This is a genomic window from Actinomycetaceae bacterium MB13-C1-2 (assembly GCA_035621235.1).
In the GTDB taxonomy this organism is placed as follows: domain Bacteria; phylum Actinomycetota; class Actinomycetes; order Actinomycetales; family Actinomycetaceae; genus Scrofimicrobium.
The window spans coordinates 883,026-903,753 of the sequence record CP141731.1 but is presented as its reverse complement, the minus strand read 5'-3'; the positions used below and the strand labels follow the sequence as shown (position 1 = coordinate 903,753).

Genomic DNA, 20,728 nt, shown 5'->3' with positions numbered 1-20,728 from the left:
GTCAAGCCGAGAGAGATCTTGTCTGAGGTTGGACCAGGGACACAACACGCCCTGAACTGGAACCACGGATCTCCACAGCATCCGCATCGTCAGAGGTTCTGAGCCACTCAAACCAGTTTTCCACGGCCGGGTAGCGCCTGCGCAAGGCCCGTCGCTCCCGTTCTGTGAGCCCACCCCACACTCCGAAATCACATCGCCACTGCAAAGCATCAGCCAAGCACTCAAGCTTTACAGGGCAATCTTTGCACCTTGATTTTGCCTGGCGCTGCGCCGCCCCCCGCACAAAAAGTGCGTCTGGGGGATCGTCAGCACACAGGGCATTTCCAACCCATTCGTTCGGGTCGATCGCCTGCATCATTGGGACGTCCACCTCCATGCAACAGACCACGCCACTGTGACCCGTCGCTCTTACATCTTCGTGTGGCACAGCCTAGTCAGTACACTGGCGTTATGCCTAGTTCAGCTAATCGAAATAGGAAGCGGCGAATCAACGTTGTGCAGTTCGTTGCTCTGCTGACCTCCATTGCGATCATCGGGGGTCTGCTCGGCGTGCTGGGCGCAGGTCTGATGATTCCTGCGGTCGGGGCAGCAGGGGCCGCCGTGCGTGCGATTCCCGAGACCTTTGACGAGATGCCGGCCGAACTGGACGTTATTGAACCGTCTGAGAGCTCAAAAATGGTCGATGCTGAAGGACGGGTCTTAGCCCGATTCTTTACCGAACTGCGCACCATCGTCGACTCAGACCAAATTGCCCCGGTTATGAAGAACGCAATAGTCGCGATTGAGGACTGGCGATTTGAGAGCCACCACGGAATAGATCCAGAGGGCATGGTCCGGGCGGTTTTCAATAACGTGGTCGTAGGTGGCGGAACGCAGGGCGCCTCGACCATCACGCAGCAATACGTCAAAAACATCCTGGTCAACAAAGGAATTCAGGCAGGCGATCAAGACCTCATTGATGACGCGCAGGAGCAGTCGGTGGTCAGAAAACTGCGAGAGGCGCGCTACGCAGTCGCTCTTGAGTCAAAGCTAACCAAAGACGAAATCCTCACCGGATACCTTAATCTGGCAACATTCGGGGCCAACATCTACGGGGTTGAAGCCGCCTCACGCGCCTACTTCTCGAAGTCCGCTGACAGTCTGACGGTCGCAGAGGCCGCCCTGCTCGCAGGGACAGTGAAGTCGCCGGTTGAGTACGATCCCCTGATAAATCCGGAAGCCGCCCAAGAACGTCGCGACCTAGTCCTCCAAGAGATGGAGCACCGCGGCTATATCTCTGAAGAAGAGCGCGACGTGGCGCTCGCGACGCCCGTTGAAGAAATGCTCAACCCAGAGAACCTAGTCTCCGGGTGCGCGAGTGCCGGTAGCTCAGCGTACTTCTGCGAGTATGCGGTTGCGGATTTCCTGGCAGACGAGGCATTCGGCCCGGATCGTGCCACGCGTCAACGTCTGTTGAACACCGGGGGACTAACGATTCGTACGACCCTTCAGCAGAAGAACCAGGACGCGGCCTACGCAGCGGTAGTCGGGGGGATTCCCGTCGATGACTCGTCGGGGCTAGACACAGCATTAGTTTCGCTTGATCCAAAGAACGGTTACATCGTCGCGATGGCACAGAACACCCGTTTTGGAATCGCGACTGAGTCAGACCCTCGTGCCACGACTCTTTCCTATACCACCGATACCGCGCATGGAGGTGGAACCGGATTCCAACCCGGATCAATCTTCAAGATGTTCACGCTGGTCCAGTGGTTCACGGAGGGCCATTCAGCATACGAACAAGTGGGACGTGCCAACCGTGTGTTTACCAATGGCATGTTCAAGTGTGGCGGCCAGCCATACGCGACCGACACCTGGACCGCGGGCGACCTCGCGAACAAAGACGGAACATTCGACCTCATCAAGGCGACCAACTATTCGGTGAACCAAGCCTTTGTGGACATGGCAACGAAGGTTGATTTCTGCTCGATCTTCGAGAAATCAAACGCGATGGGCGTCGTTGACGGGATAACCGGCGAGACTGTTGCCATGTATCCGTCCGGAATTATCGGTACGGCCTCCACCGTCACGCCGATGTCGATGGCCGTTGCTTACGGAACCCTGGCCAACAATGGTGTCAGGTGCAACCCGATGTCGATCACCCAGGTCGAGAACGCCAACGGCGAAGTCATCAAAACTAACTCACCCAACTGCGTTCCCGCTATCGACGCAAACGTGGCCCGTCAGGTTTCGACCGTACTCACCAAATCAGCATCAACGTACCCGAATCAAATCGACCGACCGATGGCCGCCAAGTCAGGTACGACGGATATGAACGACAACACTTGGCTGGTTGGGTTCACCCCGTCTCTGGTTGCCATCACCTGGACCGGACACGCTGACGCCTCTGCTACACCTATCGGTGACATCGTCATTAACGGTCAGTACTACCCCGTGGTCTACGGCGAGACAATCAGTGCTCCTATCTGGGCTCAGTACATGAAGACGGCTCTTGAGGGCACAGAGATTGAAGCGATGCCGGATGTCTTCATCGGGAACATTCCCACTCCCAAGACAACTACTACGAAGAAAACCCAGACAACGACATCTGGAAACTCTTCCACGGGCAGTTCCTCGTCCGGCGACTCCTCGTCAGAACGTTCAACAACGCAGCAGACATCTCCATCGAACGAGGAAAAGGCCGACTAAGACCATCTCCGCGGTAAGGCTGGTATAAGCATGACTCCCACTCCTTCACTAGAAGAGATTGGCGGTAGAGAATCCCTATTGGGTTCGCGCTTTGTCGGAATCATGCGGACGACCGCCGCAACTGGCGCGATCGCAACAGCGCTTGGAGCCACCGCCGTTGGGCTGGCGCATGTCGAATCCCGGTTCCCAACGGTCCGATATGCAGAAGTACCTATTCGCCCACGCAAAGGACTGGACGAGTTGCGGATACTCCAAATCTCGGATCTGCACATGTTCGAGGGACAGGAGTTCATCGGGGATTTCCTCGCCCGCGTCGCAGAAGAGGAACAGTTTGACTTTGTTATATCGACCGGCGACAACCTAAGTGACCACAGTGGTGTCCCGCTGCTTCTTGAAGCTCTGGAGCCTCTGATGGAGTATCCCGGCGCTTTCGTCCTTGGTTCAAACGATTATTACCTACCGAAGCGCAAACCGTGGATCTCTTACCTTGACCCCACCCACCACGCAGAGGCAAGCGAACGGGTTTCGTACATGAACCCTGAGTTGCCCTGGTTTGACGTGGTGCAACGGATGGTCGGGGCCGGATGGATTGACCTGTCGAACCGTTCTGCCTTGACGACAATTTCTACGCCCGCAGGGGATGTCGATGCCGCTCTGGTCGGCGTGGATGACCCTCATATTCGGCGTGATCGGTTCCCACAGCCCGTGGCGCAGTGGGATGATTTGAGCGCAGTTCGTTTGGCGCTGAGTCATGCGCCGTACAAGAGGGTGCTGGACCACGCGACCGAACTCGGATCTGACCTGATCCTCACAGGTCACACCCACGGCGGTCAGGTTCGCCTTCCGGGTGTTGGTGCCATCGTGAACAACTGCGATATCCCCAATCGGTACAGTCGAGGTCTGTACCCCTGGATGTACGAGGGGAGGCAATCCTGGCTCAACATCTCTGCGGGTCTGGGAACTTCACGATTTGCCCAGATTCGATTCTTCTGCCGGCCAGAAGTTTCTCTGATCACATTGAAAGCTACGAACTAGCGGTGCCCAATCCCTCATTCGTGCGTTTGGTTTGAGGTCGCACCAGTTCCTATACTTGGTACGTCTGGAACCGCGAGGTTCTGGCTCCTTCGGGATTCGGGGTGTGGCGCAGCTTGGTAGCGCGCTTCGTTCGGGACGAAGAGGTCGCAAGTTCAAATCTTGTCACCCCGACCAGTTGAGAGCCGCCGGTTTTCGTGGCAACAACGGAAATCTGTGGTCTTAGTTTGTTCGGCCTAGCCGTCTTTCTCATGGATTACATCGATGAGTTCTTTCAACGCTGCCGAGCGCGTAACACCCCAGGTCGGCCAATACCATGGTCACACCGCGCACCCCGCGAAGTCTTAGCCGCAAGACAATCGGTGCCACTAATCAGGAGGGCAGCGGCATCCGGTCAACCGCGGCCGGAATCAGTTGACTCAGATTCTCGACCACCCATGTGGGGCGGATTTGCGGACCCGCGGCGACAACATCTTCTAGTGTCGAGTCGCCGGTAAGCGTCACAGCACTATCAGTGCCAGCGTTGTGCGCAACCTGAATATCAGTCTCGAAGGTATCACCGACCATCAGTGCGTCCGAGGGAGAAATTCCCAGCTTCGCCAACTCTGCAGTCAGCATGGTCGGATTGGGTTTACCCATGACCATCTGACATTCGATACCGGCACTTTGCTCCAAAGCGGCAATAACGAAGCCCGTATCCGGTGTCGCGGTGTTCGGACCGTTGGGGCCGTGGCGATCAGGGTTCGTCGCTATCAAGATCGCCCGCTTGTACGTGTAGAAGGCATCGAATGCCTTCGCCAGCTTCGGGTAAGAAAAATGCTGGTCGCAAGACGCGATGACAATATCGATCTCAGCAGGGTCTTCCGTCACCTGGATACGATTCTTTTCCAGATTCTTCGTCAGGTCCGGCGCTCCCATCGGATAGACCTTTGCGTCGGGGTAACGCTCAGCAATCCAAGCCGACGTCGCCTCGATTGTGGTCAGGACTTCTTCCGAGTCACAGTCAATACCAAGTTTCTTTAGGCGTCTAACGTGACCTTCGCGGTCCGAGGAGGACTCATTAGAGAGAAATCGGATCACCCGCTTCTTCTCTCTCAACAACTGTATCGTCTCGATGACGCCTGGAAGGACGGTGTCACCAAGGCACAACGTGCCGTCAATATCGAAAAAGTATGCCTGGTACCAGCGTTCGGGGGTCATTGGCTCTCCTTACTTTAGGAGCAAGGTTAGTGGAGCATCCGAGCGGACCGAAGTTAGGGCGAATGCCACGAGAATTCGTTCGGCACATACCCATTGGGCTATAGAAGGTCTTGTCGTTGCATATAAAGGAATGCTCCGGCGCCTATTGGGACCTGCAAATAGAAGGTGACCAGGCGGAACATTAGAACTCCGGAAGCGGCAGACGCTGCAGGAACACCGATTAGAGTCAAGGCTCCGACCGTCGCGGCAAGAGTTGTTCCGATTCCGCCAGGACTGGGGATCGCCGATCCGATACTGTTGCCAACCAAATACATGATGATGCCCTCAGCAAACGATATTGGATGGCCGACACCATACATGCAAAAGACCAGGGCCAACGCGTAGGTGCCTGTCTGAACAAATACGCCTAGCATTGCCCAGGCAAGGTCGATGGGGTTCTGCTTCACATACCGAATCTGTGGCTGGATTTGCTTCCAGTAGTCCTGGGTCTTGGCGATTGCGAGGCGCCGAACCTTGGGAATCACCAGCGTGAGCGCTAGCGCCACGATTACTCCAACCATCACTAGGATAACGGTTCGCAACGGGAAGTTAACGTGGGGGAACTGGTGGTCAAAGATCAGGGCGACAATCACCATGGTGATCGACATAGCAACTTGTGCCAGAGCAATAAATGCGACGACAGCCGACGCTGAAACGGTACTCATCCCCCGCTTCTTCAGATAGTCAAGGTGAAGAGCTACGGGCCCCAGCCCGGCCGGGGCGGCAACTCCAACAAAGGAGGACGCCATCTGAACCAGGGTTGCGTCCCTCATCGGGACTTTGATTTCGGCTAGCTTATCCAGGGGGACAGCAGCACCAACCCAAGAGATTGCGCCCACGAGGAATGCGGCAACAATCCACCAAACATTAGCTTTCTTCAGAACGGTAGCGATCTCAGATGGGTGAATTTCCCTGCTCAGAATGAAGATAACGATACCGACAACAACGATGGTGAAGAGGGCACGGAAAGTTTTGGTTCCGGTCACGGCCTTGATCTTCTCCCAGGTCGTCGTCTGATTCACCATCCATCCCACCTGTCTGCCCAACCGCCAAGACAAACTCGAAATCGGCGCATTATCAACGGATTCGTCTGTCCGTCGCTATAGAACTCAACGCCGAGTCCGGTTCACCTAGTTGGCGTCTTGAACTTCCTCATCAACTGGGTCCGTCTCAGACGAACCAGTGATTTGAACGAATTCCGTTACTTCGACATCGTCCTCATTCACCCGAACAATCTCCACTTTCAAAGGAGATGCAAGCGTCGCGACAGCGCCCACGGTAGCGACGAGCGGTGCCGCCAAAGCCAGAACCCCGCCAACAATCGCTCCTCCGTTTAGAGGCAGATTGAGAAGCTCCGTTCCCTCAGCGTTGCGGACGATGATCCGTCGGACATTTCCCTCCTCGATGAGTTCCTTTACTTTCGCCGAAAGTTGGTCGGACGCATCGGCAAACTTCTCTGAGAAAGACTGCGCATTACTCATTGCTGGCTCCTTAACTACAAGATTCACCTAGGTTACCGTGGCTTCAGGAGTGGCACCCGAATGCTGGTCGAGGAGAACCGGACCCAATTCAGGTGGCGTCGTGTACGACTGCGAACAATCATCAGCGCGGCCGCCAACGAGTAGTCCTGCGGACCCAAGTGTGGCCATCCAGTCGAGGACTCTAGTGTCAGCGGGGGCACCCTCAATCCATCCGACCCCCTCAAACGGATCTCCAATCAGATAGGGGGGATTTCGCCGCGATTTTACGGCGTGTCGGCTCCCTATCTGATTGGCAACCCAGAGAAGACGGGGAGGAGGGGCTAGTCCTCGCAGCGGACCGCCTCGTACTCTGCCATCATCTTGATGCGGTCCATGTGCCTCTCATCATTCGAGAAGGGGGTGCCCACAAAGATGTCAACCAGACGAACAGCCTCATCAATGGTGTGCTGGCGCGCGCCTAGAGCGCAGACGTTGGCGTCGTTGTGCTCACGAGCGAGAGCTGCGGTGGACTCATTCCAAATCAGCGCCGCACGAATCCCATCAACCAGGTTCGCCGCCATCTGTTCGCCGTTTCCTGAGCCCCCGATAACGACACCCAGAGCCTCCTCACCGACCTTCTGATCGGCCACAACGGCCTCGCCGCACGCAATGCACATCGGGGGGTAGGCGTCCATCTTGTCGTAAACGAACGCCCCGTGATCAACAACCTCAATTCCTTCACGGCTTCCAAGGTGCGCGAGTAGCGCTTCGCGCAGTTCGAAACCGGCATGATCTGCAGCAATGTGGACCTTCATTGGATCTCCCATCTAACTCTTTTAGCTTTCAGACTATCGGCAGGCCAGTGTTCCGCGATGCAAATCCATTTCCTAGATCGCGCGGCGAGTCGCGGCAACGCAAGGCAGACGAGCGAAGGCTTACCGGCGATAAGTCAAACGAGGGTGCCGCCAAGGGGTGTTGGTTCAACGCGAAACAGGGAGCGAGTTTGCGGCACGGAACACTAGCTCTGCGCACTTAATGATCGCACTGTGTCTCTCAGCGCCTCGCAGAGAAAATCTATGTCAGACTCACTTACCATCAGCGGTGGACTAATACGAACCACGCTTCCGTGAGCGTCCTTCATCAATACCCCTCGCGAGAGCATCGCATGGCAAACTTCGCGCCCACTCGTTACTTCTGGGTTGAAGTCAATCCCGACCCACAGTCCCTGTCTGGAAATGCCTTGAATAACGTCCGGATACTCGGACATTAGCCTTTCGAGGCAATCTCCCAGCTGTTCACCTCGTACTTGCGCATTTCGCTGGTAGTTGCCCTCGCCGATCATCCGGATAACCTCACGACCCACAGCGGCCGCAAGAGGATTTCCACCGAAGGTAGATCCATGCGTTCCCGGTGTCAGATGACTCAGCACATCGGCACGTCCGGCAACGGCGGACACCGGGAGGATTCCTCCGCCAAGCGCTTTCCCCAAGACCATCAGATCGGGTTTTATTCCGTAGAGGTCCGAGGCAAATGTTTCTCCGGTGCGCCCAAAACCCGACTGAACCTCATCCACAACCATCAAAACATTGTTATCTGTGCAAAGCCGTCGCAATCCTTCCACGTATCCCTCCGAAGGAATACGAACCCCGGCTTCTCCCTGAATCAGTTCAACCAAGACCGCGACGGTGTTCTCATTGATCGCCTGACGAACCGCATCAAGATCGGAGAACGGGACGGTCACGAACCCAGGCGTATAGGGACCAAACCCCTCTTTCGCATCAGGATCTGTTGAGAATGAAACAATAGTCGTTGTCCGCCCGTGGAAGTTCTGGTCAATGGTGATAATCTCTGCGCACTGCGGAGCGACCTCCTTCGCCTCGTATCCCCACTTCCGCGCCGCCTTGATCGCAGTTTCCACCGCCTCTGCGCCGGTATTCATCGGAAGAACCATGTCCTGACCCGTCAGCTCCGCCAGTTCCTTGCAGAAAGCTCCGAGCTTGTCGTTGTAGAACGCCCGAGAGGTCATCGTTAGTCGGTCCATCTGATCTTTCGCGACGTTGATCAACCGCCTATTCGAGTGTCCGAAGTTGACGGCGGAGTATCCGGCCAGGGCATCTAAGTAGCGATTCCCATCAACATCTGTAACCCAGGCACCGTTGCCCTCTGAGATGACGACTGGAAGAGGATGATAGTTCGGCGCGACAACACCGATCTCGTTCTGCATCGCTTCCCTGGTATTGACTTTCGACATTGAAAACCTCCTGGTATGAGGCTACCCGGACACCCGGCCAGTGTCTGCCACGCTGACCACTCAATAATCTGGTGTCTGCCACGCAGCCTGCCCAATAGCAGGGTGTCTGCCGCGCAGACCGCTCGTTCAGACGAATCCCGGTTACGCAGTGGGCGGTTTGCTCGCCGGAGAAGCAACGCGGGACACCGCGTAAACCGTCAGAGACAACCATGGGATACCGGCGACCGGGGAACTACAGCGGGACACTAGCCGACGACTCGGCTGATAGCGAGTCCAAGCCGTATCGATTTGGTCGGCGAGACTACTCGCCCGTCATCGAAGCACGCCCTCGTCGCACGCCACTACCGTGATACCAACGATGTGCTTTGATGTAGTAATGGGAGATTTCATCAGTAGGACCATCGGAAACATGGCGGGCGTCTGGCTAGCATCACTATGGGTTGGCGGCGTCACCTTCGTCGCCTCCGGAGAGGTTTGGCAGACACTCCTCAATCTGTTCGTGATCGCGATTATCTTGGCGATCGTAAACTCGGTCATCCGTCCGGTCGTGAAGGTCCTAGCATTTCCTCTATACATAATTACCCTGGGCCTGTTCGCATTTGTCACGAACGGCTTGATGTTCTGGCTTGCAGGATGGCTCGCGGGTCAGTTCTCCCTCCCCTTACACGTTGACGGCTTTTGGCCGGCCGTGTGGGGCGGTCTAGTTACCGCTATCGTCGCGGGCATCATCGCCGCAGGACTCAACGCAATACTTCCCGGCAAACAGAACCGTTACGACGTACGCTGATATCTTCGCTCGCCCAGCCTGGTTCCTCCCGTCCATCCTTCGGGAAGGTTGACTGGCCCTAGCGTCCTTCTTGTCGCATACACAAGAGAGGCGGTCCTTGTTTCCTCCGTGAGTCCCAGCGCCCCGATACGAGCCTGCTCCCAATCACGAAAGCTACGCAGGTCCGGGTCCGTCTCAGCGAGTTCGGACAGTCGCTCTGCCGCAGCCGCATAGGTTGGCATTCCGTGGGCGCCAACCTGCGGGGGATCAGACAATCCCGACCGGTCGAAGTGTACGACCACATGGTTACCTTCAGTACTTGAGGGCCTGCCATCCAGAGCCGGAACAATATCCGCCGTATTCTCTAGGGCGAGGACACGCACCGACGGATCAGGAACCGACCCAACAGGTCCTCCCGCGGTGAGAACAGATACGACATTGAATCGTCCGCTTACCTGTTCACTTGCCGCAACCGACAGCGCTACCGCTCCTCCCTGTGAGTGACCAACGAACTCTACCGTCGCCCCCGGTTGAATACCCGCAAGATCCATTGCCGCAAGAACTGCCACGTGCTGATCCGAAAGCTTCCCCGCCACCTCCTCGAAGTTTGACATCAAGTCCTGAGGGTTGATCGACCCCGGCAACCACTCCTGTGTTCCTCTGATTACCACGCTCCAAGACGGGTCGCCTTCCGCCCTATCGTGTCTGAGAATCTGGATTTCACCGATTCCGTCCACCCGCGGGGAGTTTTCCAGGCTTCGAAGCAGTGCCGCGGCTGTCGTCGGCGGCCCGGGCCAGGGAACGCACGCAGGTGCCCTCGCAAGGGCCCTTCCCGCCAGCGCCGCCGTAACCCTCACCGGATGGCGCGAGGAGTTCCAGTCCGCGGGCCACCCCCACGGACGGGTCCCGTCACTAGAGACCGGCGTCCCCTGAGCCGATCGCTCAGCGTCAGGACCACCAAAACGCGACTCATCAGACGACACGGGGAATCCCTGAGCCAATCGTTCAGCGTCGGGGCCGCTGAACGAGACTATTTGCGATGAGTGCCTGCCGTCCATTGCTCTCCCCCACGCCACCTTCCCCTCACCAACAACCACGACACCCGAGGGCGAGGGAGCAACCAGCCCGCCGATACGCAACCACAAAGACGCGAGCGGTCCGGCCAGTCTTGCCGTGGACGAGGGGTCTGCCGACATCTGTGCAGCCACTTCCCGTAACTGGCTCTCCGTCTCAAGACCCGCTGTCTGCATCGTGGCCTCGCTGTCAGGAAGTCCCATAACCGAAACTAAGTGCGGAATTTGCCCCAGTAATTCTCCTAAACCCCTCCCACGGCCCGGTCCGCAACTAACCGCGCGCAGAGCATCACAGTGCTCAAAGAAGGTTGCCGCATCGGCATCCGCCGAAGCGTAGATCAGCGCCGCCATCGACAGCCATTCCGCGTGGTCGTCAATGTCGACCTGAAGCCTGATCAGCTTGTCTCGTATCTCTTCCAACAACGCCTTGCACTGAGCAGACAGCGTCTCCTGTTCCTCGACGAGCAAAAGAGTAAAGGGGTCCTCCGGCATTGCAAGAGTGAACGGACTCAGCGTCCACGTCTGTGCTCGTGTGATCGAGGTCAGGGTTTGGCCGACCGCACCCGCAGCCCAAGCCGTAACGTTGCTCGCTTGGACAACCTGCTCCGTATCAACGCGGGTCTGTGCGGACCTGACCCAGTACCAGTCATCGCTCATCCCCCGCCCCTCACAGTCAACACAGCCTCGAGTTCATTGAGCGTCACCGAGAGTGCATGCAATTCGCCAAGCTGATCTCGAGCATCTGCAACCCGACTCATCAAAGAGACTCGCTGCTCCTCGGCCCGAACACTGCCGGGACCCTCCCAGCCCTGCACGTGCGACGAATGGAGGGTCCACCAGGCGTCCTCAATCGCCTGGAACGCGCCGAGAACCCAGAGTGGATCAACCGTTGTTCCTAACGCTACCGACATGCGAGGAACCCTAGTCTTTTGCGCTGAGGCCCGGCGCGCGGTCTGCATGTACCTGTGGACTATTTCCTTGCAATGTGGTTGGGCAATACGTCGCCCGGCACAGTTCCGTATCCTTGAGGGGTCGAGGCAGTACTCCCTACCGAACTCAAGCAACACGAGGAGCCCGCGTGCCCAGCAATGCCCGCCGTTCACCCCGATTCGCTGACCAGCAATTCTGGGAGGAGACGCACGCACCGGCGCTCTCCCCCCTCGACGGTCGCTACCAGGCAGCCTCCGCGCCGCTAGCGGACTGGTTATCAGAGGATGCCCTCAATCGTGCTCGTCTTTACGTTGAAGTGGCGTGGATTGAGTTCCTCACTGACCACGAAGTTATTCCCGGCCGCAGACCGCTATCTGACGAAGACCGTGCATACCTCTACCAGCTTCCATCGGACTTTAGCCGACAGCGCCGCGAGCGTCTCGCTGAGTTCGAGGCAGAGACACGGCACGACGTGAAGGCCGTTGAGTATCTTCTACGCGAGCACATGGCTGCCGGAAGCTCGGAGCTCTCCAGCCTGGTCGAACTCGCGCACTTTCTCTGTACCTCAGAAGACATCAACAACCTCTCTTATGCCCTGTGCGTCAGGGAAGCCCTACATCAGGTCTGGCTCCCGGCGGCAACTAACCTGATGGCTGATTTGAGCGCTCTGGCGGCCTCCTCTGCCGATGCAGCAATGCTGTCTCGAACCCACGGACAGCCAGCAACCCCTACAACCATGGGTAAAGAGTTGGCCGTTTTCGTCGGTAGATTCCAGACGCAGATTGGCAACATTAATGCGACACCCATTCTGGGAAAGCTCAACGGCGCAACGGGCACTTACTCGGCTCACGTTGCCGTGCTCCCAGACGTCGACTGGCAGGACCTTTCAGATCAGTTCGTCGAGTCTCTCGGTCTTGAGTGGAATCCCCTCACAACACAGATTGAACCGCACGACTGGCAGGTTCGCCTCTACTCGGAACTTGAGCACTTCAACCGAATTGCCCACAACCTAGCGACGGACTGCTGGCAGTACATTTCCCTGGGTTACTTCAAGCAGCGTTCGGAGGGCAGTACCGGATCATCAACTATGCCCCACAAGATCAACCCGATCCGATTCGAGAATGCCGAGGCTAACCTAGAGATGTCCAACGCCATCCTTGGTGCCCTTGCAGCAAATCTGGCGACAACCCGGATGCAGCGCGATCTAACCGATTCTTCGCTGCAACGTAACATCGGAGTCGGATTCGGATACTCCCTGGTTGCCCTTGAAAACCTTCGCGCTGGTCTGGCTCACCTAGATGTGGACCGCCATCTCATGGAAGAGGACTTGGCGGCTCACCCAGAGGTACTGTCCGAGGCGGTCCAGCAAGCGCTAAGGCTCGCGGCCCTTACCGGGAGCGAGTCGTCCGACGAGCCCTACGCTCTCCTAAAGAACCTCACTCGCGGTCGCCAGGTGAGCATCGAAGACATCCGCGAAGTTATCAAGAAGGCCCAGATGTCCACCGATCTGCAGGACAGACTGCTCAAGATGGAACCCGCCGACTACATTGGCCTGGCCCGGAGTCTGGTTGGTCCTGATCAAAGCTAGTCGGTTCTCCCTCGATCACGGCCGCCACGTCGGATCAAACCTGGGCGCACCGTACCTGGCGAACAGGTCATCAACACGCGCCGCCTCGTCCACATACCCGAGGTCACGCATGTCGAATAGCACCGATTCGTCATCCTTGGTGTCCTGTTGCTCGGCGGCGTCCCGAGCTTTTTCTTGAGCGTGCTCCAACCTATCGTCCGATTCCACCCGGGACTCCTCGGAGTCCGTTGGCACCGAACTAGAAACTAGGACACGGCCTCGAATCCCGACCGGGGCCATCTCTGGGTTATTCCAAATTGCCTCAACCGCGCGCTCAAAGACATCTTCGCCGAGGACCCCTAGGCTCAGTTGCTCAGCCTTTGACACGCCCTCCAGCTCAGAATGATTCGGGTCGTGATCCGTCAATATCACGTCGAAATTCACCAGGGTTGGTTTACCGAAGCCCTCAAAAACCTCGGCCCGGACATCTATGTCGGACCACTTGCGCACTTCCTCAACCAGTGGGGAGGCGTCGAGTACCACCATAATCAGATTTCGAAACCGCTCATTTCGGCCCGGTGGAATAACCGGCTTCAAGTGCCCAACCGTGCTGCGAACCAGGCTGCGCACTGCCCCCAGCGTGCGGATGGTCTTTGGCCCGGTGATCTGTGGAAGTTCCCGTTCTCCGGAGCCTTCCCCGTGCCCCTTGTTGATGGGCAGTAGCTTTCCGGCCTTTATTGCCATGTTGCGCCTGGTACGTTGCAGTCGCTTTAGCTGCTCACTCATCGCCCGTTCCCTCCGTCTGTTCGGGGTTCTGGTGGCTCAGCCCCAGCAGGGAAGTTGTTGACGCCACCAGATCAACCGGCTGTGACACAAGCGGCTCCGGGACCTCTATCTCGTCGCCGAAACTCACCGGCTTCCAGTCATCGGTCGGACGAATGTCAACGTATGCATCGAACGTTGACCTCTTCTGTGGCTCCACCAACTCCTGCCACGCGTAGTGCTGCGTAACTCTGGTCTGCTCCCCGGGCTTTGGCAGATACTGTTGCAACGCTTCAAAAACCTCGGATGCGCGCCCCCACTTGGCAACGGTGTTACGAACTTCCGCCCCGAGCAACGTCTGTGTGTAGGTGGACGAGGAGTGGGCGTAGAACAATGGGTTCCTCTTTGGGATATTCAGCTTTCGCTTCACAACTACACGCTGGTCGGCTTCACGTCTGGAGGTTCCATCCATGGACGGGATTACGTCTTGATCGTGTTCCAGCGCGAGCATATTCACGCCCTCACGAATCTTGAGTCGCCGAGCGGGGGCACCAAGGGTTATCGCCGCGTCAACAGTAAAACCCACCTTTTTTGGTTCCGTCGCAGCGAGCGCAGCCGCGATGATTCCTCCCTGAGAATGGCCAACTATAAGCACCCGTTCGTTCACCATGTCCTCCGATTCGATTCCATCGGCGTACATGGCAGAGCGCACAGCAGCGACGAGGCCCATTCTCGCGGCCGATGCCATGTTTAGCTCCTCGCGAATGTTCGACTCGATATCCGCGGGATTTGGCATTGACTCCAGATCCATGTGGTCGGTGCCAGGGAGTGAGACCAACCAACGTCTGTTCTCTCCCTGTCCCACCCGAGTCACCTTTATCGGCAGACCGTATGCCTCTGCCCAGTAAAGGTCGTCAATGTCAGCAGCCAGATCACCAAGATTCTGCGGTGGCGCAAATCGGCGCGCCAACGGATAGGGGTGACCCTCGGGAAGTGCTCTTTTCTTACGGGGATCCGGGTCAGCGCTATCCCACCAAACTAGTGACTTAACCGGTCCTCCCCGGAAGTATCCCAGCGCGGTTCCGATCGCCAGCATGCCCACCATTAGTGAGTCGTAACCGGTGCGAGGTAAGAGCGGCAGCTGTTTGCGCATTTCCCCGGTTTCATCCAGACCGAGGGTGATTCGCCTAATCATCGCGTTTTGCGCACCGCGCATCGCGGTCTTCCCAATCCGGGACAGGGAGCGGATTGTGAGAGTGTCTAGGCCGGGGTTATTGAAGTAGATTCTCTGAGCTTTCTCAACCGCCTCCGCGCCGACCCGGTCCGCCTTCTCGTCGAGAAGACTTCTGATCGCAAGCATCCGCGGCGTTCCCGATGCGACCAGCGACCAGAGTGAACTCTTCGTCAGAGGCCAGACTAACGGGGCAAGTCTGCGCCACAACGCACTCCGGGGAACACTTCGAGGTACGCGGCGCAGAGGGTAGTACTCGGTCAATCTTCCCTCCTCACTAGACGTTCCAATTTACTGAACCCTCCGCCCTGTTGCCCAGGGGTGAGTTTTGCTCAACAGGCCAATCTGCCCTTCGCCAACGATCTCCCTATTGCCGAGGGGATAAGTTTGCGCGAGAGTATTAGGAAGCGACCTGTTTGGAGGAAACCATGACTGAGGTTGACCGCACCGTAGAACTGTTCGTCAATGGGATGACCTGTGGTCACTGCGTTGCCAGCGTGACCGAAGAACTCGAAGAAGTTCCGGGGGTAAAAAACGTCGAAGTGATTCTGGGCGGGGATGACAAACCTTCGAAAGTTACCGTGGTGACCGACATCCTCCTTGATGATGAGGCGCTCCGCGACGCGATCTCCGAAGCGGGCTATCAACTAACCGAGATTCGGAGGGATATCTAGGGTTTGTCTCCTGCCACAAAACGGCCCCTAGATCGCGTGGAGAACCGGTACATCGCAAGACAAGCAAGCTAAGGCTTGCCGGACGAGTCACACGAGGACTCCCCCAAGAAATACTGGCTCAGTGCGTGAGATAACGAGTGGATTCGCGGCGCGGGGGACTAGTCCTGTTTGGCCAGGCGCCTTCTCAATGCGCGAATGTTTTTGATCCTACTTGTCTGAAGCACGACCCAGGCGTCTGAACGACTAGGTTGCCACACGGATCCCCTCGGCTTCGACTCATTCGGTACGTGCTCGAAGGCGCAGGGGAAATCGCGAACTCTGGAACCTGACGTAAGCAGGTCCATCGTCATCGCCAAGTCAACCGCTGACCCAACGTGGAACGGCATGACCTTCGTTAGGGCTTCCCGGGTAAGGCAGCGGTTCGTCGCCAGCGGGTCTCTAGAAACCCAGCCGGTCATGACCAGTAGCTTCCGGGCGGCGGATCGAGCAGGGCCTCTCATCTGGAAGGGGTCAAAGTGCTCTGGAACTCCGAGAGCACAGTCGCATTCACCGGAGAGAACTGCATCAACAAGAACTGATGCTTCCACCGCCGAATCACCAAGATCAGGGTCCAGGAAAAGGATATGACGGGCGGGCCAGTCCGCGCGATCGCGCATTGCAACGACCTTCACTCCCGTCTCTAGGGCAGATGATCGTCCCCTGGGAACAGAATGGCGGACCACTGCGGCTCCTGCCATTCGGGCCACGGCGCCGGTGTCATCATCCGAACCATCATCGACAACAACAATCAAATCCACCCTAGGGATCGCACGGCAGGCCCTAACCGTCGCGGCAATGGTGCTTCGGTCATCACGCGCGGCAATAACAACCGCGACATTCTGGGGACCGGTAGTTTGTGGCGCACCGCGATCCGCTGCGTCACTATCACGCGTGACGCCAGCATCTCCATCGGACCTGCCCACGGCTCAATCATATCGCCACCTCGGCGGGAGGTGACGGGTGTCCGTCCGGTAATCGAACCGCCGAGACCTATCGAAAGACCTACCTAATGGTGACCTGCCGCGAGATCAGGCCAGCGCGAACCCGCTTTTGGTCGTCGTTCAGCGGTTCCTTAGAAGCTAGAGCCACCTCCAGTGCCTTCTGTAGCTTTGCAGCTGGCTCTGCCAACTGCGCTGCAGTAACGTCCGGGGCGACCTGGAAAACTGGAATTGCGATACCGCACGCACGAAATGCCCCGACGAAACGCGATCCCTCACCAACGCTTGCTCCGCCATCAGACTGAACGCGAGCGAGGGCGGTGAACAGTTTGTCTTCGGGCACATTCGTTACGTAGCGGATGAAGTTATTGTTCATCTGGCACCAGTACATGCCGGGTACGCCCGGAACCTCTTCCGTTGGGACCATGTCCTCGCGGTTCTGCTCAAGCGCGGCGAGGGTATCGGCGTCGTGCTCCTCGTCCGGGTCGAACCAATAGGAGAAATCCTCGGTGATCTGCATCGGGCTCTCGTCATCTGAAGCGACCGTGCGAAGGAAGGACTCGTCCAGCAGTTCTTGAAGTCTAGGAGCGGGGTCACGAACATCAATCGCAACAACTCCATCCTCGCCCGCCTGCTTAAGCTCAATGGCCGCTTGAAGCGCACCGCCCAGGTCATGTGACAGATCACCTGTGTTGAACCGAGTCTGAAGGCCAACCAGAATTCGACCGTCGCTACGGACCATGGCGGGCGCGCCATCGGGAAGCAAGGTAACGAAATCGAACTCTGTTCCCCCCAGATCCTTGTTTGTCTTAGCCGCAAGGATCGCGCAGGGAATAAGTTCACGCATAGCGACCAGTTCGCGTTCAACGGCGATTCCCTCGAAGGGGCGTTCGACAAACGCGATTGGAGGCCGGTATGCGGCGGCCTTGGCTGGAGTTATCTTCTTACGTCGGCTTGCTTTACCCATGGCAGACAGGTTAGCCGTAGGTCACCCCTACCTGTCTACAATCAAGGAAGTTCGAGCATCAGCTCACGTACCAAACAGCCCTAGAACAAGGAAGTCAAAGATGCACCAGCGAGCTGGGCAGCAGGCGCAGCCCTCAGACCTAATCGACGTCGACGCGTTGCTTGCCGCCTACTACGACACGGTTCCCGACGTGAATACTCCCGACCAGAAGGTGGTTTTCGGTACCTCTGGACACCGGGGTACCTCTACCAACGGCACGTTCAACGAGGCGCATATAGTTTCGATCACAGCTGCGATTGTTGAGTATCGCGCCCTGCAGGGAACCAACGGACCATTGTTTGTTGGCGCCGATCCTCACGCCCTCTCGGAACCGGCTTGGCGAAGTGCGCTCGAAGTGCTCAGTGCCGCAGGAATCCAAACCTTCATTGACTCTCGCCGTTCCTGGACTCCGACCCCTGCAGTCTCACTGGCAATCCTTGAGGCGAACGGGGCTCCCGACAATCTACGGACTGAGGGACCGGGTTTAGCAGATGGGATCGTTATTACTCCCTCTCACAATCCGCCGACTGACGGAGGTTTCAAGTACAACCCCCCAACAGGTGGCCCAGCTCAGTCTGAGGCAACGGCTTGGATCGCGTCGCGCGCCAATGAACTGCTGGCCGGGGGGTGGCGCAACATACCGCGTAACTTCGACTCGAATGTTACGGATCTGCCAAACGTGGAGTTCCACGACTATCTCTCACAGTACGTGACCGCGCTAGATTCAATCATCGATTTCGAGGCGATACGCGACGCTGGGATTCGGATTGGGGCGGACCCCCTTGGCGGCGCGGCAGTGGGCTACTGGGGTGCCATCGGCGAACGCTACGGAATCGACCTCACCGTCGTAAATTCGACCGTAGACCCACGCTGGTCATTCATGACGCTGGACTGGGACGGCAAGATCCGCATGGACTGTTCCTCTCCCTATGCCATGGCGTCCCTGCTCGAAAAGATGGTTCCTGATGAGGACGGGCACTACCCCTATGACATTGCCACCGGCAACGATGCCGACTCCGATCGGCACGGAATTGTCACCGCCGATGGCCTAATGAATCCGAATCACTTCCTCGCAGTCGCAATCGAGTACCTTTTCACCCACCGACCCGGTTGGCAAGAGAGTGCGCAGATCGGCAAAACGCTGGTCTCATCCAGCCTCATTGACCGGGTCGGCGCGTCTATCGGGCGGGAGGTCATGGAGGTTCCGGTCGGATTCAAGTACTTCGTTTCCGGTCTACTGGATTCTTCCCTTGGATTCGGGGGCGAAGAGTCGGCGGGAGCATCTTTCCTCCGTAAGGACGGCACTGTTTGGACCACCGATAAGGACGGCATAATCATGTGTCTGCTGGCCGCCGAGATTCTCGCGGTGACCGGGAAGACTCCCTCGCAACTACACCGGGAGCAGACGAGCCGTTTCGGCCAGTCCTGGTACGCGCGGATCGACCAGGTAGCGACCAAGGCGGAGAAAGCTCGCCTGGCGGAACTATCTCCCGAGGACGTGTTGGCAACCGAGTTGGCTGGCGAGGCAATCACTGCCAAGCTGGTTCGAGCTCCCGGAGACGGCGCACCCATAGGAGGCCTGAAGGTAACAACCGAAAACGCCTGGTTTGCAGCGCGTCCCTCCGGCACTGAAGACGTCTACAAGATCTACGCTGAGTCGTTCATTAGTGAGGACCACTTACGCCTGGTTCAAGAGGCCGCAAAAGAAGTGGTTAGCGAAGCTTTGTCCAGCTAGGGTGTGTCTCATCCGGTGTGATTTTGCGCCCTAATCGCCGTGGTTACACCGTTTTCAGATTGACTCTATGACGCTCAAGGGCAGAGACTCAAAGGGTGTTCAACCGCTACCGTGAAGTCCTGTCTTTGCCGGGAGCCTTGGCATTCTCAATGGCCGGGGTGCTGGCCCGCGTACCAATGGCATTTGTTGGTATCTCCACCATCCTGATGGTTCGTTTCATCTACGGTAGCTACACGCTGGCGGGACTGGTTTCCGCGGCGAACGTCATTGCGTATGCGCTCTGTGCTCCGCTGTTGTCCAGGCTGGTGGACCGCTTCGGTCAGGCCCAGGTGATGATCCCCTCGATCACTATCTCGTCACTAGCGATGGCGGGCATGATCTTCTCGGCTATGAATGTGGCGCCGGCTCCGGTCCTGGTGGCGTTTTCGATCATCAATGGAGCTACTGCGGGCTCGATCGGGGCACTAGTTCGCGCCCGGTGGGCGCACACTGTCACGGACGCACGACAACTCCAGTCGGCCTACGCGATGGAGGCGGCGTTTGACGAACTCGTTTTTGTTTTGGGTCCGGTAATCGCGACTCTGCTCGCCACCAGCGTTCATCCCACGGCTGGCCTTTGGGTCGCTCTGTTTTTCATGGTCTTCGGGTCCCTGGCGTTCCTGTTGCAGACCAAGACCCAACCACCGGCCAATGCGGGAAAGAAGGACCAGAAACGCAGTTCCGTCATGCGCGATCCCGCGATGATCGTTCTAGCACTCACCTACATCGGAACTGGTGCCCTGTTTGGAGCAAACGATCTGTCAGTCGTTGCTAGCGCCGAAGCCGTCGGTCTGTCTTCCATCGCGGGAGTCATTCTGGCCGCGATGTCCCTCGGGTCATTGGTCTCAGCACTGGTGTACGGATCGCGGGTCTGGAAAAAGCCGCTTTGGATTCTGTTCACCCTCGGTGTGGGCCTACTTGCACTCGGGGTTTCCCCCTTCGTGCTGGCACCAAACCTTTGGGTTTTAGCCATCATGATGTTCATTGCCGGAATCGCAATCGCGCCGACGATGACCAACGTCAACACCATCGTTCAACAAATCGTTCCTCCAGCTCGCCTCACCGAGGGTTTGACTTGGATGTCAACCGCCATGACGTTCGGAACCTCTCTTGGATCAGCTGTGGGCGGACCGGTGATCGATAACTACTCATACCACGGAGGGTTCCTGGTGGTCCTAGGCTTCGGCTGGGCAATGTTTCTCACCGCCGCCCTGGGGTACAAAACACTTAAGAAACGCATCCAAACCCACCACGTACCCCTCCCCGAAGAAATTTCTGACCCTGTCTAGGTGTCCTGG

19 protein-coding genes and 1 tRNA gene are annotated in these 20,728 nt (G+C 57.5%); 8 read left to right on the top strand and 12 right to left on the bottom strand.

Annotated elements, in window-relative coordinates; all coding sequences use genetic code 11:
- Nucleotide 1: 1 nt before the first annotated feature.
- On the bottom strand, nucleotides 2-355 hold the full coding sequence (locus U6G28_04025; GenBank protein WRS31190.1) for a WhiB family transcriptional regulator: 354 nt from the start codon (nucleotides 353-355) through the stop codon (nucleotides 2-4).
- 95 nt (nucleotides 356-450) lie between these two features.
- Here U6G28_04025 and U6G28_04020 point away from each other — a divergent pair, with 95 nt between their 5' ends.
- The 3 genes from U6G28_04020 (at nucleotide 451) to U6G28_04010 (ending at nucleotide 3,897) form a co-directional block, all read left to right on the top strand.
- Complete coding sequence (locus tag U6G28_04020) at nucleotides 451-2,688, top strand: transglycosylase domain-containing protein (GenBank protein WRS30860.1); 2,238 nt, start codon at nucleotides 451-453, stop codon at nucleotides 2,686-2,688.
- A gap of 30 nt (nucleotides 2,689-2,718) precedes the next feature.
- Nucleotides 2,719-3,723, top strand: coding sequence for a metallophosphoesterase (locus U6G28_04015; protein WRS30859.1), 1,005 nt, complete (start codon nucleotides 2,719-2,721; stop codon nucleotides 3,721-3,723).
- 97 nt (nucleotides 3,724-3,820) lie between these two features.
- A tRNA-Pro gene (locus U6G28_04010) sits at nucleotides 3,821-3,897 on the top strand.
- Between the two features lie 195 nt (nucleotides 3,898-4,092).
- Here the strand turns inward: U6G28_04010 and U6G28_04005 are convergent.
- From U6G28_04005 to rocD, 5 genes are all read right to left on the bottom strand, one after another.
- Nucleotides 4,093-4,920, bottom strand: a complete 828-nt coding sequence (locus U6G28_04005) for an HAD-IIA family hydrolase (GenBank protein WRS30858.1) — start codon at nucleotides 4,918-4,920, stop codon at nucleotides 4,093-4,095.
- A 98-nt stretch (nucleotides 4,921-5,018) separates the two neighbouring features.
- Nucleotides 5,019-5,984, bottom strand: a complete 966-nt coding sequence (locus tag U6G28_04000) for a lysylphosphatidylglycerol synthase transmembrane domain-containing protein (GenBank protein WRS30857.1) — start codon at nucleotides 5,982-5,984, stop codon at nucleotides 5,019-5,021.
- A 105-nt stretch (nucleotides 5,985-6,089) separates the two neighbouring features.
- Nucleotides 6,090-6,440, bottom strand: a complete 351-nt coding sequence (locus tag U6G28_03995) for a DUF4342 domain-containing protein (protein WRS30856.1) — start codon at nucleotides 6,438-6,440, stop codon at nucleotides 6,090-6,092.
- 320 nt (nucleotides 6,441-6,760) lie between these two features.
- Nucleotides 6,761-7,234 carry a ribose-5-phosphate isomerase gene (locus U6G28_03990; GenBank protein WRS30855.1) on the bottom strand — a complete coding sequence of 158 codons (474 nt, stop codon included), beginning with the start codon at nucleotides 7,232-7,234 and terminating at the stop codon, nucleotides 6,761-6,763.
- Nucleotides 7,235-7,437: 203 nt separating this feature from the next.
- Nucleotides 7,438-8,670, bottom strand: a complete 1,233-nt coding sequence (gene rocD / locus U6G28_03985; GenBank protein ID WRS30854.1) for an ornithine--oxo-acid transaminase — start codon at nucleotides 8,668-8,670, stop codon at nucleotides 7,438-7,440.
- Between the two features lie 376 nt (nucleotides 8,671-9,046).
- Between rocD and U6G28_03980 the strand changes: the two genes are divergently transcribed.
- Nucleotides 9,047-9,457 carry a phage holin family protein gene (locus tag U6G28_03980; GenBank protein ID WRS30853.1) on the top strand — a complete coding sequence of 137 codons (411 nt, stop codon included), beginning with the start codon at nucleotides 9,047-9,049 and terminating at the stop codon, nucleotides 9,455-9,457.
- Here U6G28_03980 and U6G28_03975 read toward each other — a convergent pair.
- Together U6G28_03975 and U6G28_03970 are read right to left on the bottom strand one after the other, a co-directional pair.
- The gene (locus U6G28_03975; protein WRS30852.1) at nucleotides 9,442-11,166 is read right to left on the bottom strand and encodes a hypothetical protein; all 1,725 of its coding nucleotides are present in this window, start codon (nucleotides 11,164-11,166) and stop codon (nucleotides 9,442-9,444) included. The two genes, U6G28_03980 and U6G28_03975, sit on opposite strands and share 16 nt — an antisense overlap.
- Complete coding sequence (locus U6G28_03970; protein WRS30851.1) at nucleotides 11,163-11,420, bottom strand: hypothetical protein; 258 nt, start codon at nucleotides 11,418-11,420, stop codon at nucleotides 11,163-11,165. Before U6G28_03970 ends, U6G28_03975 begins: the two co-directional genes overlap by 4 nt.
- A gap of 167 nt (nucleotides 11,421-11,587) precedes the next feature.
- Here U6G28_03970 and purB point away from each other — a divergent pair, with 167 nt between their 5' ends.
- On the top strand, nucleotides 11,588-13,027 hold the full coding sequence (gene purB, locus U6G28_03965; GenBank protein WRS30850.1) for an adenylosuccinate lyase: 1,440 nt from the start codon (nucleotides 11,588-11,590) through the stop codon (nucleotides 13,025-13,027).
- A gap of 15 nt (nucleotides 13,028-13,042) precedes the next feature.
- On the opposite strand, the gene U6G28_03960 is transcribed toward purB, so the two are convergent.
- The gene (locus U6G28_03960; protein ID WRS30849.1) at nucleotides 13,043-13,792 is read right to left on the bottom strand and encodes a hypothetical protein; all 750 of its coding nucleotides are present in this window, start codon (nucleotides 13,790-13,792) and stop codon (nucleotides 13,043-13,045) included.
- Nucleotides 13,785-15,263: an alpha/beta hydrolase gene (locus U6G28_03955; GenBank protein ID WRS30848.1), complete on the bottom strand. Its 1,479-nt coding sequence runs from the start codon at nucleotides 15,261-15,263 to the stop codon at nucleotides 13,785-13,787. The genes U6G28_03960 and U6G28_03955 overlap by 8 nt, the downstream gene beginning before the upstream one ends.
- A gap of 164 nt (nucleotides 15,264-15,427) precedes the next feature.
- On the opposite strand from U6G28_03955, the gene U6G28_03950 reads away from it, so the two are divergent.
- Nucleotides 15,428-15,673 (top strand): heavy-metal-associated domain-containing protein, encoded by a 246-nt coding sequence (locus U6G28_03950; protein ID WRS30847.1) that lies wholly within the window; start codon nucleotides 15,428-15,430, stop codon nucleotides 15,671-15,673.
- A gap of 158 nt (nucleotides 15,674-15,831) precedes the next feature.
- On the opposite strand, the gene U6G28_03945 is transcribed toward U6G28_03950, so the two are convergent.
- Both U6G28_03945 and U6G28_03940 read right to left on the bottom strand, forming a co-directional pair.
- Nucleotides 15,832-16,635: a glycosyltransferase gene (locus U6G28_03945; protein ID WRS30846.1), complete on the bottom strand. Its 804-nt coding sequence runs from the start codon at nucleotides 16,633-16,635 to the stop codon at nucleotides 15,832-15,834.
- 79 nt (nucleotides 16,636-16,714) lie between these two features.
- Nucleotides 16,715-17,617 (bottom strand): DUF5926 family protein, encoded by a 903-nt coding sequence (locus U6G28_03940; protein WRS30845.1) that lies wholly within the window; start codon nucleotides 17,615-17,617, stop codon nucleotides 16,715-16,717.
- 100 nt (nucleotides 17,618-17,717) lie between these two features.
- On the opposite strand from U6G28_03940, the gene pgm reads away from it, so the two are divergent.
- Both pgm and U6G28_03930 read left to right on the top strand, forming a co-directional pair.
- A complete protein-coding gene (gene pgm / locus U6G28_03935) occupies nucleotides 17,718-19,391 on the top strand; it encodes a phosphoglucomutase (alpha-D-glucose-1,6-bisphosphate-dependent) (GenBank protein WRS30844.1) in 1,674 nt (557 codons plus the stop codon).
- Between the two features lie 95 nt (nucleotides 19,392-19,486).
- The gene (locus U6G28_03930; GenBank protein WRS30843.1) at nucleotides 19,487-20,719 is read left to right on the top strand and encodes an MFS transporter; all 1,233 of its coding nucleotides are present in this window, start codon (nucleotides 19,487-19,489) and stop codon (nucleotides 20,717-20,719) included.
- The last annotated feature ends 9 nt before the right edge of the window (nucleotides 20,720-20,728 follow it).

Excerpts from the sequence above, each read along its gene's own strand:
- U6G28_04025 (WRS31190.1), bottom strand. The coding sequence starts at position 355 with ATGCAGGCGATCGACCCGAACGAATGGGTTGGAAATGCCCTGTGTGCT.
- U6G28_03960 (WRS30849.1), bottom strand. The coding sequence starts at position 13,792 with ATGAGTGAGCAGCTAAAGCGACTGCAACGTACCAGGCGCAACATGGCA.
- U6G28_04015 (WRS30859.1), top strand. The coding sequence starts at position 2,719 with ATGACTCCCACTCCTTCACTAGAAGAGATTGGCGGTAGAGAATCCCTA.
- U6G28_03975 (WRS30852.1), bottom strand. The coding sequence starts at position 11,166 with ATGAGCGATGACTGGTACTGGGTCAGGTCCGCACAGACCCGCGTTGAT.
- U6G28_03970 (WRS30851.1), bottom strand. The coding sequence starts at position 11,420 with ATGTCGGTAGCGTTAGGAACAACGGTTGATCCACTCTGGGTTCTCGGC.
- U6G28_03950 (WRS30847.1), top strand. The coding sequence starts at position 15,428 with ATGACTGAGGTTGACCGCACCGTAGAACTGTTCGTCAATGGGATGACC.
- U6G28_03990 (WRS30855.1), bottom strand. The coding sequence starts at position 7,234 with ATGAAGGTCCACATTGCTGCAGATCATGCCGGTTTCGAACTGCGCGAA.
- U6G28_04000 (WRS30857.1), bottom strand. The coding sequence starts at position 5,984 with ATGGTGAATCAGACGACGACCTGGGAGAAGATCAAGGCCGTGACCGGA.
- U6G28_03980 (WRS30853.1), top strand. The coding sequence starts at position 9,047 with ATGGGAGATTTCATCAGTAGGACCATCGGAAACATGGCGGGCGTCTGG.
- rocD (WRS30854.1), bottom strand. The coding sequence starts at position 8,670 with ATGTCGAAAGTCAATACCAGGGAAGCGATGCAGAACGAGATCGGTGTT.
- U6G28_04020 (WRS30860.1), top strand. The coding sequence starts at position 451 with ATGCCTAGTTCAGCTAATCGAAATAGGAAGCGGCGAATCAACGTTGTG.
- U6G28_03940 (WRS30845.1), bottom strand. The coding sequence starts at position 17,617 with ATGGGTAAAGCAAGCCGACGTAAGAAGATAACTCCAGCCAAGGCCGCC.
- pgm (WRS30844.1), top strand. The coding sequence starts at position 17,718 with ATGCACCAGCGAGCTGGGCAGCAGGCGCAGCCCTCAGACCTAATCGAC.
- U6G28_03995 (WRS30856.1), bottom strand. The coding sequence starts at position 6,440 with ATGAGTAATGCGCAGTCTTTCTCAGAGAAGTTTGCCGATGCGTCCGAC.
- U6G28_04005 (WRS30858.1), bottom strand. The coding sequence starts at position 4,920 with ATGACCCCCGAACGCTGGTACCAGGCATACTTTTTCGATATTGACGGC.